Annotated in this window: 12 protein-coding genes; 4 read left to right on the forward strand and 8 right to left on the reverse strand. The window is 66.9% G+C overall.

The window, feature by feature from the left end:
* Positions 1 to 10 precede the first annotated feature (10 nt).
* Together NMB43_RS02640 and NMB43_RS02645 are read right to left on the reverse strand one after the other, a co-directional pair.
* On the reverse strand, positions 11 to 973 hold the full coding sequence (locus NMB43_RS02640) for an electron transfer flavoprotein subunit alpha/FixB family protein (protein WP_494350608.1): 963 nt from the start codon (positions 971 to 973) through the stop codon (positions 11 to 13).
* Positions 970 to 1,722 (reverse strand): electron transfer flavoprotein subunit beta/FixA family protein, encoded by a 753-nt coding sequence (locus NMB43_RS02645; RefSeq protein WP_494352102.1) that lies wholly within the window; start codon positions 1,720 to 1,722, stop codon positions 970 to 972. The genes NMB43_RS02640 and NMB43_RS02645 overlap by 4 nt, the downstream gene beginning before the upstream one ends.
* 107 nt (positions 1,723 to 1,829) lie before the next feature.
* Between NMB43_RS02645 and NMB43_RS02650 the strand changes: the two genes are divergently transcribed.
* Positions 1,830 to 2,756 carry a LysR family transcriptional regulator gene (locus tag NMB43_RS02650; protein WP_494350609.1) on the forward strand — a complete coding sequence of 309 codons (927 nt, stop codon included), beginning with the start codon at positions 1,830 to 1,832 and terminating at the stop codon, positions 2,754 to 2,756.
* Between the two features lie 21 nt (positions 2,757 to 2,777).
* Positions 2,778 to 4,427 carry an electron transfer flavoprotein-ubiquinone oxidoreductase gene (locus NMB43_RS02655; protein ID WP_494350610.1) on the forward strand — a complete coding sequence of 550 codons (1,650 nt, stop codon included), beginning with the start codon at positions 2,778 to 2,780 and terminating at the stop codon, positions 4,425 to 4,427.
* Between the two features lie 18 nt (positions 4,428 to 4,445).
* Here the strand turns inward: NMB43_RS02655 and NMB43_RS02660 are convergent, their stop codons facing one another.
* From NMB43_RS02660 to NMB43_RS02680, 5 genes are all read right to left on the reverse strand, one after another.
* The gene (locus NMB43_RS02660) at positions 4,446 to 5,048 is read right to left on the reverse strand and encodes an IMPACT family protein (protein ID WP_494350611.1); all 603 of its coding nucleotides are present in this window, start codon (positions 5,046 to 5,048) and stop codon (positions 4,446 to 4,448) included.
* Between the two features lie 136 nt (positions 5,049 to 5,184).
* The gene (locus NMB43_RS02665; protein WP_494350612.1) at positions 5,185 to 6,102 is read right to left on the reverse strand and encodes an amino acid ABC transporter substrate-binding protein; all 918 of its coding nucleotides are present in this window, start codon (positions 6,100 to 6,102) and stop codon (positions 5,185 to 5,187) included.
* Positions 6,103 to 6,228: 126 nt separating this feature from the next.
* Entirely contained in the window at positions 6,229 to 7,893 is a 1,665-nt protein-coding gene (locus NMB43_RS02670; RefSeq protein ID WP_494350613.1) for a TRAP transporter large permease, read from the reverse strand.
* 1 nt (position 7,894) lies between these two features.
* The gene (locus NMB43_RS02675; RefSeq protein WP_494350614.1) at positions 7,895 to 8,485 is read right to left on the reverse strand and encodes a TRAP transporter small permease; all 591 of its coding nucleotides are present in this window, start codon (positions 8,483 to 8,485) and stop codon (positions 7,895 to 7,897) included.
* Positions 8,486 to 8,548: 63 nt separating this feature from the next.
* Positions 8,549 to 9,553 (reverse strand): TRAP transporter substrate-binding protein, encoded by a 1,005-nt coding sequence (locus tag NMB43_RS02680; protein ID WP_494350615.1) that lies wholly within the window; start codon positions 9,551 to 9,553, stop codon positions 8,549 to 8,551.
* A 131-nt stretch (positions 9,554 to 9,684) separates the two neighbouring features.
* On the opposite strand from NMB43_RS02680, the gene NMB43_RS02685 reads away from it, so the two are divergent.
* Positions 9,685 to 11,625 (forward strand): sensor histidine kinase, encoded by a 1,941-nt coding sequence (locus tag NMB43_RS02685; protein WP_494350616.1) that lies wholly within the window; start codon positions 9,685 to 9,687, stop codon positions 11,623 to 11,625.
* A 5-nt stretch (positions 11,626 to 11,630) separates the two neighbouring features.
* The gene (locus tag NMB43_RS02690; protein WP_494350617.1) at positions 11,631 to 12,233 is read left to right on the forward strand and encodes a response regulator transcription factor; all 603 of its coding nucleotides are present in this window, start codon (positions 11,631 to 11,633) and stop codon (positions 12,231 to 12,233) included.
* Between the two features lie 15 nt (positions 12,234 to 12,248).
* Here the strand turns inward: NMB43_RS02690 and NMB43_RS02695 are convergent, their stop codons facing one another.
* Positions 12,249 to 12,995: a substrate-binding periplasmic protein gene (locus NMB43_RS02695; RefSeq protein WP_494350618.1), complete on the reverse strand. Its 747-nt coding sequence runs from the start codon at positions 12,993 to 12,995 to the stop codon at positions 12,249 to 12,251.
* Positions 12,996 to 13,016 lie beyond the last annotated feature (21 nt).

The raw sequence follows: 13,016 nt of genomic DNA on the forward strand, positions 1-13,016 counted from the left end.
GTTCTCTTTGTTATTGCCCGCCAGATGCGCCAAGCGCGGCAGTCAGTTCGGGTACGGCGGTGAACAGGTCGGCGACCAGGCCGTAGTCGGCTACCTCGAAGATTGCGGCCTCGGGGTCCTGGTTGATGGCGACCACGACCTTGCTGTCCTTCATGCCGGCGGTGTGCTGCACCGCGCCCGATACGCCGACGGCGATGTAGCAGTCAGGCGCGACGATGACGCCGGTCTGGCCGACCTGGATCTCATTCGGCGCATAGCCGGCATCGACCGCCGCGCGCGTGGCGCCCAGGGCGGCGCCCAGGGTCTGGGCCAGCGGTGAGAGCAGGGCGTCGAACTTCTCCTGGCTGCCCAAGCTGCGCCCACCCGAGACGACGATGCGCGCGGTGGTCAGTTCAGGGCCGTCGGAGTGCGCCGGGTTGGCACGCACTGCGCTGATGCGCGGGTCGGCGGCGGGCACGGTCAGCGTCTCGACGGCCGCCTCGGTGGTGGCATCCCCGGCCGGGGCGAAGCGGCTGCCACGCACGGTCAGGATCTGCACCGCCTCGCCGTTGTGCACCGTGGCCTGCAGATTGCCGGCGTAGATGGGGCGCACGTAGTGCTGGCCAGGCTGGATCTCCAGCACGTCGCTGAGCATCCCGACATCGAGCTTCGCCGCGAGGCGCGGCAGGATGTCGCGCGCCTGGCTGCCGTGCGCGGCGACGAAACTCTGGTAGCGCGTGGCCAGTTCCACCAGCAGTGGCGCCACGTCTTCAGCGCTCGCCGGGGCGAGGTGCGGCGCATCGGCGAGCAGCACGCTGCCCACGCCCTGCACGTGACGCGCGGCGGCGCATACGGCGGCCAGATCGTGGCCCAGCAACAACAGGTCGACATGGGCGCTGATCTGCTGCGCGGCGCTGATGGCCTGGCGCGTGGCGGTCTTGAGTTGGCGGCCGTCATGTTCGGCCAGGACGAGAACCTTGCTGACTGCGTTCATTGCAACACTCCTGCTTCATCCTTGAGTTTGCCGACCAGCTCGGCGACGCTGGCGACGCGCACGCCAGCCTTGCGCGGCGGGGGCTCGGCCACCTTCACGGTGCGCATGCGCGGGGCGAGGTCCAGGCCCAGGCTGTCGAGCGGGATGCCCTCGATGGGTTTCTTGCGCGCCAGCATCAGGTTGGGCAGGCGCACGAAGCGCGGCGCGTTGAGGCGCAGGTCGGCGGTCAGCACGGCGGGCAGGCGCAGCGTGCGTGATTCGGTGCCGCCGTCCACCTCGCGCACGATCTGGGCCTGGCCGTCGGCGAGCGTGAGGCTGGACACGAAGCTGCCCTGCGGCCAGTCCAGCAGGCCGGCCAGCATCTGCCCGGTCTGGCCGGCGTCGGCGTCGATCGCCTGCTTGCCCAGCAGCACCAGTTGCGGCGCCTCGCGCAGCACGATCTCGCGCAGCACGCGGGCCACGCCGCGTTGTTCCAGCGTGGCCTCGCCCTGTACATGGATCACCCGGTCGACGCCCATGGCGAGCGCGTGGCGCAGCACATCCTGCGTGGCGGCGGGACCGATCGACACAGCCACCACTTCGCTGGCGAGGCCGGCCTCCTTGAGACGCAGCGCTTCCTCGACGGCGTTTTCGTCGAAAGGATTCATCCCCGTCTTGGCGTTGGCGATGTCCACGCCGGAGCCATCCGGCAAAGCGCGCACCCGCACGTTGTGATCCACCACCCGCTTGACTGCTACCAGCACCTTCATCGCGAAGCCTCGCTCGTTTCGTGTCATTGCGAGCCATTCTAGGGAGCGCTAGAATATCTGTTAAATGGAATGTTTTGATTACATATATCTATTTTACAGATATAAGAATGAGACTGACCCTGAGACAACTTGAGGTCTTCGCGGCGGTGGCGCGTCACCAGAGTGTGTCGCGCGCAGCCGAGGAACTGGCCATGTCGCAATCGGCGACCAGCACCGCGCTGGGCGAGCTGGAGCGCGCCTACGACCACGCGCTGTTCGACCGTGTCGGCAAGAGCCTGCGTCTCAACGAGATCGGCAGCCTGCTGTTGCCGGCCGTGGTCGAGCTGCTGGACCAGGCAGCACAGATCGAGAACCTGCTGGAGGGGCGCGCGGGCTTCGGCCTGCTCAAGATCGGCGCCACCCTGACCATCGGCAATTACCTCGCCACGCTGATCGTGGCGCGTCATCTGCAGCGTCACCCGGAGAGCCGGGTGCAATTACAGGTGCATAACACCGCCACCATCGTGCAGCAGATCGCCAACTTCGAGCTGGACCTCGGCTTGGTGGAGGGCGAGGTGCAGCATCGCGACCTCATGGTGACGCCGTGGATCGACGACGAGCTGGTGGTGTTCTGCGCGCCGGACCATCGCCTGGCCAAGCGGCGCCGCGTCAAGCTCGCGGACTTGCAGGACGAGGGCTGGATCATGCGCGAGGCTGGCTCCGGCACGCGTCAGGCGCTGGACCACGCGCTGGCGCAGAACCTGTTCCGCCCGGATGTGCGCCTGGAGCTGGAGCACACCGAGGCGATCAAGCGCGCGGTGGAGTCCGGCCTGGGCATCGGCTGCATCTCACGCCTGGCGCTGCGCGAGGCCTTCCGCCGCGGCAGTCTGGTTCCGCTGGAGACGCCGGAGTTGAACCTGCGCCGCCGCTTCCATTTCGTGTGGCATGCGCGCAAGTACCAGACCCCGGGCCTGCGTGCCTTCCTCGACGAATGCCATGGCTTCACCGCCGGCGCGCGGCGCAGCGACGAGATCGCGCTGCCCTACATTCCCTGAACGAACTCGCAGGAAAGCACTATGCAACGCGATGTCATGCACTACGACGTACTGATCGTCGGCGCCGGCCCGGCCGGCCTGTCCGCCGCGATCCGCCTCAAGCAACTGGCGCAGCAGAACGGCTGCGAGATCGGCGTGTGCGTTCTTGAGAAAGCGCCCCAGGTCGGCGGCCACATCCTGTCCGGCGCGGTCATCGACCCCATCGCGCTGAACGAGCTGCTGCCCGACTGGCAGGCGCTGGGCGCGCCGCTGCGCACGCCGGTCAAGGAAGACCGCTTCGTGTGGCTGAGCGAAGCTGGCGGCTGGCGCTTGCCGCAGGCCTTGATGCCACCGCTGATGAACAACCATGGCGCCTGGATCATCAGCCTGGGCGAGTTGTGCGTGTGGCTGGGGGAACAGGCCGAAGCGCTGGGGGTCGAGATCTATCCTGGCTTCTCGGCCGCCGAAGTGCTGTACGACGAGCAGGGCGCGGTGGTCGGCGTGCTGACCGGCGACATGGGGCGCGAGGCCGATGGCCGCGAAGGCCCGCAGTTCGCGCCGGGCATGGAGATCCGCGCGGCCTACACGCTGATCGCCGAGGGCACGCGCGGCTCGCTGACGCAGCAACTGGAGCAGCGCTACGCCTTGCGCCGCGACGCCTCGCCGCAGAAGTACGGCATTGGCTTCAAGGAGTTGTGGCGCGTGACGCCCGACAAGCATCAGCCGGGCCTCGTGCAGCACACCCTGGGCTGGCCACTGGGCCGTGACACCGGTGGCGGCTCCTTCCTGTATCACTACGGCGAGAACCTCGTGGCCATCGGCTTCGTGGTACACCTGGATTACGCGAACCCCTATCTGTCGCCCTTCGACGAGTTCCAGCGTTTCAAGATGCACCCGCGCGTGCGGCCACTGCTGGAAGGCGGCCAGCGCCTCGGTTACGGCGCGCGGGCGATCAGCGAAGGCGGCCTGCAGTCCCTGCCCGAGCTGGTCTTCCCGGGCGGCGCGCTGCTCGGCTGCGCTGCTGGCATGGTCAACGTGCCGCGCATCAAGGGCACGCACAACGCGATGAAGTCCGGCATGCTGGCCGCCGAAGCGGTGGCCGGGGCACTCGCCGCCGGTCGCAGGCAGGACCGGCTCGATGCCTACCCGCAGGCGCTGCGCGCCTCGTGGGTGTGGCAGGACCTGGACCGCGTGCGCAATGTGAAGCCCTGGCTGTCGCGCTGCGGCAACCTGCTGGGCATGGCCCTGGGCGGCATGGAGATGTGGGCCGCCGGTCTGGGGCTGCGCCTGCCGTGGACGCTCAAGCACCGCAAGGCCGACCACGAGAGTCTGCAGCCGGCCGCTGCCGCGCAGCCCATCGACTACCCCAAGCCGGACGGTGTGGTCAGCTTCGACCGCCTCGCTTCGCTGGCGGTCAGCGATATCTCGCATCGCCACGATCAGCCCGGCCACCTGAAGCTCAGGGATGCCGCGCTGCCGGTGGCACTGAACCTGGTGCGCTACGCTGCGCCGGAGCAGCGCTACTGCCCGGCTGGCGTGTACGAGATCGTCGGCCCGGCCGATGCGCCGCGCCTGCAGATCAACGCGCAGAACTGCATCCACTGCAAGACCTGCGACATCAAGGACCCGGGCCAGAACATCGTGTGGACCACGCCCGAGGGCAGCAGCGGGCCCAGCTACACCAACATGTGAGCGTGGCTGCTTGGCGGGTCAGGCGTGGGTATCGGGATCATCCAGCCAGACAATGCGCCCCTGGCCGGTCTCGCCCAGTTGCGTCATGAAGCTTGCCGCGCCGGCCTGCGGCAGGGTGATGACGAAGCTGACCTGGGCGCCGTGCTGAACTTGGGCCAGGGTGGCGCCCGCGCCATCGATCGCGCGGCGTATCGTGCCCTCCAGCGCGTAGGGCGCTTCACAACGCAGCGTACATAGACGCACGATGGGCACCTTGTGCGCGTCGCGCAGGGCTTGCGCCACACTGTCGGTGTAGGCGCGCACCAGGCCGCCGGCGCCGAGCGGAATGCCGCCGTAATAGCGTACGACGGTGGCGAGCACCCCTTCCAGGTCCTGGTGGCGCAGCACGTCCAGCATCGGTCTGCCGGCCGTGCCGCTGGGCTCGCCGTCGTCGACCGCCGCCGAGTGTCCGCCTGCCATCAGCGCCCAACACACGTGCGAGGCCGTTGGGTGCTGGGCCCACAGCGTAGCTACGATCTTCTGCGCCGCCGGCCGGTCCGCCACCGGCTGCACGCAGGCGATGAAGCGGCTCTTCTTGATCAGCAGTTCGCTGTGGACGGCGGTGGCGATGCTGTAAGGCATGGCGGTGCGGGCGTGGAGCCCATGGGCGGGCGCGGCAGGGAGAGACCGAGTATAGCCATGCCGCGAGGGGCGCTGTGTGCCCCCACCAGAGGCGAGCACCAGGGTGTGCCTGAGGCGCCCGCCTGGCGGTGGTTTCTTACAGCGCGTAGCCCAACATCAGTGCGACCGCCGGCTCGCTGCTGGGGCGCGCGATCGCTTCCTTCTGCATCTTGGACAGCGGGATGTTGAAGTTCGGCGTGTTGAACCACTTGTCGTACAGCGTGTTGATCTCCGGACTGGCGTAGACGGCACGCAGGCTGCGGTTGATCAAGGCCTTCAGCTCCGGGTTGTCGCGCGCCAGCATGATCGACTGAGGCTCGACCGACAGCGATTCCCTGGACATCACGAAGGCGGCCGGGTTGACGGCCTGGCTGCGCAGCGATTCCAGCACCACGTCGAGCTGGGCGAAGCCGGAGACCTGGCGTGACTCCAGTGCCTTGAAGGCATCCTGGTTGCTGGCGAACACCACCAGCTTCATCTGCTGCAACTGGTTGTCGCGCAATTGGGTGAAGAGCTTCTCCGCCGTGGTGCCCTTGGTGATCGCGATGGTCTTGCCGTTGAGCGAGTTCAGGTCGGAGATGCCGGAGTCGGCGCGGCTGAGTATCTGCTCGCCAGACATGAAGAAGGCATGGCTGAAGTCGGCATCGGTCTGGCGTGACTTGGTATTGGTGGTCATGCCGCACTCGAAGTCCACCGCGCCGGTCTTGACCTTCTCGATCCGGTTGGCGGCGGAGACGCCGACATAGTTGACCTTCAGTTCAGACAGTTTGAGTTCCTTGCGGATCTGCTCGACAACCTTGTGGCACAGCTCGACGGTGTAGCCCGCGGGTTTGCCGGGTTCGGTGAAGAAGGAGAAGGGCTTGGCGCCCTCGCGGATGCCCATGTTGACGGTCTTGCTCTGGCGGATGCGGTCCAGGGCATTGGTCTGGGCGTGGGCGGAGAGGGGGTGGAACAGGCTGGCCAGGACGAAGCTGGCGAGCAGAAGGGGGCGGGTGTATGTGTTGCGGGCCTGCATGATGGTGCTGCTTTTAATGTAAGGAGGGGGAGGGGCATTGTTCCACCCCGTGCGGGGGTGGAACGTTTGCTCAGATTCAGACACAACACACGCAATGTCTATGCCATTGGGTTGCCTGTAACAACATTACATGATCAGGCTGGGCAGCCAGGTGCTGATGATCGGGATGTAGGTCACCACCACCAGGAAGGCCAGCATGGTCAGCAGCCAGGGCATGACTGCGATGGTCAGCTCGGTGATCCCCATCTTGGTGATGCCGGAGGCGACATAGAGGTTCAGCCCCACTGGCGGGTGGCACATGCCCACCTCCATGTTCACCACCATCATGATGCCGAAGCCGACCGGGTCGATGCCTAGGCGGGTGGCCACTGGGAACAAGATGGGCGCCATGATCAGCACGATCGAGCTGGGCTCCATGAAGTTGCCGGCGATCAGCAGCAGGATGTTGCAGGCGAGCAGGAACATCCACGGCGCGAGCTGCTGGTCGAACATCCACTGCGCCATCTGCTGCGGAATGTTCTCGTGCGTCATCAGGAAGGAGAACAGCACCGCGTTGGTGATGATGTAGAGCAGCATCGCGCTCATGTTGGCCGAGGACAGCAGCACCTTGCCCACGTCCTTGAGGCCCATGTCCTTGTACACGAACACCGCGACGAAGAAGGCGTAGACCGCACTCATCGCGGCCGCCTCGGTGGGCGTGAAGATGCCGCTGTAGATCCCCCCCATGACCACCAGAATCAGCAGCAAACCCCAGATGCTGTTCCAGTAGGTGCGCCACACCGCCAGCGACTCCCACTGCAGCTCGAAACGGAAGGTCGGCGAGATCTGGGTGTAGTTACCGCACACCGTGATGATGGCCAGCCAGCCGGCGCAGGAGACCAGGAACACGAGCAGCGGGTTGATCGTCACGCCATCGCCCACCAGCAGCAGGGTCCAGGTCAGCGGGGCGCCGATCACGATCAGGGCGATGTAGACGAAGCGCGTGACCCACTTGCTGTGCGTGGTCCACGGCGCCAGGGCGAGCCAGATCACGCCGCCGAGGAAGTAGCCGAAACCGGTGTTGTCTACCAGCGGGCCGATCACCATGCCCAGCAGCCACACCGGGAAGACGGTGAACATCAGCGCGTAGAAGAGGCCAAAGAAACCGGCCACGGTGGCCTGGCCGCCCGTGCGTTCGGGGAAGATCTTGACCCGCGGGTAGCCCTTGCGCCAGGCGATGAACCAGGTGGTCACGCCGAGCGCCAAGGCCAGCAAGATGCCGGGGATCACGCCGGCGATGAACAGCGCGCCGACCGACACGTTGGTCGCGACCGAGTACATCACCATCACGATGCTGGGCGGGATCAGGATGCCCAGCGCGCCCGAAGTGGTGATCACGCCAGCGCCGAAGCGCTTGGGGAAGCCGGCCTTGACCATCGCCGGCAGGATGATGGAGCCGATGGCCACCACCGTGGCCGGGCTGGAGCCGGACACCGCGGCGAACAGCGCGCAGGCCATCACGCCGGCAAGCCCGAGGCCGCCGTGCCAGTGCCCGACCAGCGAGGTGGCAAACGCGATCATGCGTTTCGCCACGCCGCCGTGGGTGAGGAAGTTGCCGGCCAGGATGAAGAACGGGATCGCCATGATCTCGAACTTCTCGATGCCGGTGAACAGCTTCAACGCGACCGAGGCGATCGGCACCTCGGTCATCGTGAAGAGGAAGGTCAGCACGGTCAGGCCCAGCGAGATCGAGATGGGCATGCCGGTCAGCATGAGGGCCAGCAGCAGGCCGAAGATGATCAGCGCACTCATGTCAGTTCCCCATGCGCGCCGTGGCGCTCTGTTTCACGTGGGCCAGGATGTCTTCCTCGTCGACGCCCTCCACGTGTGCGTGGTCGTGATGCGGCAGTTCGCCACCGCGGAAGAAGTTCCATGCCACCTGTAGGAAGCGGAAGCACATCAGGTAGGAGCCCAGCGGGATGGCGAGGTACACCCACCACATCGGGATTTCCATGTCGGCCGACACCTGGTCGGTGTGCCCGATGTGCCACACGAAGCTCGCCCCCAGGCTGCCGACGATGCCGGTGAACAGCGCACCGGCGAGCAGGCCGAACAGCACGAAGCGGCCGCGGTTCTTGTCCTGCATGCGGTTGATCAGCACGTCGACGCCGACGTGGATACCGGTGCGCACGCCGTAGGCCGCGCCGAACTTGGCCATCCACACGAACATGTAGATGCACAGCTCCTGCGCCCAGGCCATGTTGAGCTGCAGTGCCCAGTCCTGTAGCGCGGGAATGCCCGAGGCATAACGGTGGGCGACCGCGGCGAAGATCACCAGGGTCGCACCGCCCATCAGCACGGAGATGATGATCTCTTCCAGGCGGTCGAGGATTCGCATGAGCATGATTGCCCCTCCGATGGACTCAGGCCCGCGTTGCGCGGGCCTGAGCGTGTTCTTGTTGTGGACTTACTTGACGCCGAGGGCTTCGGCTTCCTTCTGGATAGCCTTGATGATCTCGGGGCCGACGCGCGCCTCGGCTTCCTTGGTCACCGGGGCCAGGGCCGTCATCCAGGCCTTGCGCTGGGCATCCGTCAGGCGCGTCACCTTGGTCTTGCCGGACTTCTCGATGCCGGCCAGCGCGTCGTCGTTGTCCTGCTGGGCGACCGCGTTGGCGTAGCGCGTGGACTCCTTCATGGCCTGGTCGAGCTGGCCACGGATGTCGGCCGGCAGGCCGTCCCAGAACTTCTTGTTCACGATCACCGCATAGCCCAGGTAGCCGTGGTTGGTGACCGTGGCGTACTTCTGCACTTCATGCATCTTCTGCGTGTACATGTTGGACGGCGGGTTCTCGGTGCCATCCACCACCCCGGTCTGCAGCGCCTGGTACACCTCGGAGAAGGCCATCACCTGCGGGATTGCGCCGAGCGCGCGCATCTGCGCATCGAGCACCTTGGAGCTCTGGATGCGCACCTTGAGGCCCTTCATGTCGGTGGGCGCCATCAGTGGCTTGTTCGCGCTCATGATCTTGAAGCCGTTGTCCCAGTAGGCCAGGCCCACGATGCCCTTGGATTCCAGCTTCTGGAACAACTGCTTGCCGACCGGGCCGTCCTCGACGCGCTGCAGCACGGTCTTGTTGGGGAAGATGAAGGGGATGTCGAAGACCTCGAACTCCTTCACGCCCAGCGGGCCGAACTTGGCCAGCGAGGGGGCCAGCATCTGCACCGAGCCGAGCTGCAGCGCCTCCAGCTCCTCCTTGTCCTTGTACAACTGCGAGTTCGGGTAGACCTCCACCTTCACGCGGCCCTTGGTCAGTTCCTCCGCCTTCTTCTTGAAGTACTCGGCGCCGCGCCCCTTGGGCGTGTCGGCGGCCACCACGTGGCTGAACTTGATGACGATGGGGGCCTGTGCCAGCGTCTCGGCGCCGAACAGCAGCAGGCTGGCTGCAAGGGTGATCGTGCTCAGGGTTTTCATGTCGCCTCCTGTGGGTCTTCATTGGCGCCTGGAGCGGCCAATGTGCCTATGCATGGTGGAAGTGCGCGGCGCATTTCGCCACTGTGGATTTCCGAAGTGAGGCTGTCTCGCATGGATGCTAGGCTGCGCCCATGGCCGAATCCGCCGCTTCCCGCCCGCCCCGCAGCCCCGCCGACAGCACCGCGCGTTTCGCGTGGGGCCTGCTGCTGGGCGTGCTGCTGCTGCTCATGAGCATTCTCGCCGGCGTGCTGTGGCTCAGCTTCCGCAGCGATCTGGCGGAGCGCCGCGAGCAACTGGTGGCCGATACCCTGTGGGTCAAGCAGAGCATCGAGTTCCAGTTGCGCCGCCACGGCGAGACCCTGCAAGGCCTGGCCCAGGCCATCGAGCACGATCAGTTGTCGACCGAGGCCCTACGCGTCAAGACGCGCACCCTGCTCAGCGCCAATCGCGAGATCGCCACCCTGGCCTACATCGAGGCGCGCGGCCGCATCGTCGACCTGGACGGCCACCATGACCCGGTCGTGGATGGCGCCATCCTGGACCTGCACCGCGAGGCCATGCGCACGCGCCAGGCGGTCTATCGGCGGGGCAGCGATGGGGAGTGGCGTGGCTACCTGCATTTTGCCGTGCCGGTCATGGGTGGCAGCGGGGGCGCTCTGGTGCTGAGCTACCGCATGGAAGGCCTGCTCAAGGAACTGGTGCCCTGGTGGCTGGCGCGCGACAGCCAGGTCGCGCTGGCCAATGCCTTCAGCGAACCGCTCGCGGTGCAGGGGCTGAGCGGTCTGCAGCGGGCCCAGTTGCATCATCAGACGCCGATCGAACTGCCGGGCGAGACCCTGATCCTGATGATGGACTCCAATCGCGGCGGGCCCAGCGCGGTGCCACGCCTGGTCAGCGGCGCGGCGATCCTGCTGGGGCTCATGCTGCTGCTGAGCCTGGCCCTGCTATGGCGCGACATGCGCCAGCGCGCCGCTGCCGAACGCGCGCTGTCGGAGCAACTGGCCTACCGCAAGGCGATGGAGAACTCGCTGGTCACCGGCCTGCGGGTACGTGACACGCTGGGCCGGGTGACCTACGTGAACCCGGCCTTCTGTGACATGGTCGGCTATTCCGCCGAGGAATTGCTGGGGCGCGGCTGGCCCATGCCCTTCTACGATCAGAGCAAGGAGGCGCAACTGCGCGAGCGACACGAGCAGATGCTGGCCGGCACCATCACGCCGGACGGCTACGAGACCGACTTCATCCGTCGCGACGGCACGCGCCTGCATGTGCTGATCCATGAAGCCCCGCTGCTCGATGCGCATGGCAAGCAGACCGGCTGGATGAGCTCCATCCTCGACATCACCGGCCTCAAGCGCGCCGAAGACCTCAACCGCCAGCAGCAGGAGAAGCTGCAGTCCACCGCCCGCCTGGTCACCATGGGCGAGGTGGCCACCGCCTTGTCGCACGAGCTGAACCAGCCCTTGTCGGCGATCACCAGCTACGCCACCGGCTGCCTCAACCTGGTGGGGCCCGAGCAGGCCATGCTGCGTACCGCGCTGGAGCGTGTGCAGGAGCAGGCCGACCGTGCCGGGCACATCATCCGTTCGGTGCACGACTTCGTGCGGCGGCGCGACGCGGCCAAGGCCATGTGCGACGTCGGCGAACTGGTGGCGGCGGTGATGCCCCTGGTGCAACTGCAGGCGCGCAAGCTGCGCGTCCACGTCGAGACCAACATCGCGCCGGGCCTGCCGCGCATCCCGGGTGACCCCACGATGCTCGAACAAGTGCTGCTGAACCTGACCCGCAACGCCATCGAGGCCATGGCCCAGCAGCCGGCCGAACGGCGCGTGCTGCGCATCGAGGCGCGCCCGCACGAGGCGGGGGTCGAGGTCGGCGTGGTCGACCATGGCAGCGGCATCGAGGCCGCAGCCGCCGAGAAACTGTTTACCGCCTTCTACACCACCAAGACCGAGGGCATGGGCATCGGCCTGTCGATCTGCCGCACGGCGGTCGAGCTGCATCGCGGCCACCTGTGGTTCGAGCACACGCCAGGCGGTGGCGCCACCTTCCGGTTTACACTGCAGGCATGAGTGAGATGAGCCGCACCGTACACGTCGTCGAGGACGAGCAGGCCGTGCGCGAAGCCCTGGTCTGGCTGCTCGCCAGCCGTGGTCTGGCGACGCGCGAATATGCCAGTGGCGAACAGTTCCTGGCCGAGCTGCCGGCGCCCGGTACGGCCGGGTGCGTGGTGCTGGACGTGCGCATGGGGGGCATCTCCGGGCTGGAGGTGTTCGAGCGCTTGCGTCAGCAGGGCCAGACCCACAGCCTGCCGGTGATCTTCCTCACCGGCCACGGCGACGTGCCGATGGCGGTCGAGGCGGTCAAGGCTGGCGCCTTCGATTTCTTCGAGAAGCCCTTCAACAACAACCGCCTCGTCGACCGCGTGATCGAGGGGTTGGACCACGCGCAGCAACAGGTCGCGGCCAGCGCGCAGGATGCCGGGCGCCAGCGTCTGCTCGACCAGATCACGCCGCGCGAGCGCGAGGTCATGGACCTGATCCTCGCCGGCAAGCTCAACAAGGTCATCGCCGACGAGCTGGGCATCAGCATGCGCACGGTGGAGCTGCACCGCTCCAACATCTTCGCCAAGCTCAAGGTGCGCAGCGCGGTCGAGCTGGCACAGTGGCTCAAGGCCTGAGCCGCTAGTGCGCGCTCAGCGGTACTGACGCAGGATCTGCTCCAGCCGCCCGGTCTTGCGCAACTGCTCGATGGCGTCCAGCAGCCTAGCCGCCGGCAGCGCCCCCTTGTGCGGCACCGCGCAGTGGAAGTCCGTCCGCTCCACCACCAGGCGCCAGTCCGCGATGTTGTGGCGTGGCGTGTTGCGCAGGTACCAGTTCAGCGCCATCTGGTTGGACACGCCGTAGGGGTTGCGTCCCGCGCTGACCTTGAGCAGCACCTTCTCCTGGTCCGCGCTGTCGTCGCGGCGCAGGCGACCGCTGTCCAGCAGGTGCTCCAGCCCCGGGTAGGAATAGCCAGCCACGCTGCCGACCACCGCGCCATGCGGCAGTGCATCCAGCGTCGCAGGGGCCGGCGCCGTCACCCCGCCGAACACCACGTCGAGCTGCTGCAGCGCCTGGATCGGCGGGCTCCAGCTCATGTGCTGCGGAATCTCGGTCCACTTCGGGTTGGTGTTGCAGCGCAGGTCGATCTCGCCCGCCAGGGTGGCGGCGTCCAGGCGCTTGCGTGGCAGCACTACGTGGACCACCGGGCGACCCAGTTGGCGGCCCAGCGCCTGCGAGAAGTCGTGCATCACGCCCCCGATCAGGCGGTCGCCGTCGAACAGGGCCATGGGCATGCCCCAGGCCGGGCTCACGGAAAAGCGGATCGGCTCGGCGGCCGCGCGCGCAGCGCAGGGCGACAGGAGGGCAAGCAGGACGAGGCAGGTCGCGTCAAGACGCATGGCAGGTCGGGCTGGCGAGGG

Source organism: Uliginosibacterium sangjuense (assembly GCF_059132465.1).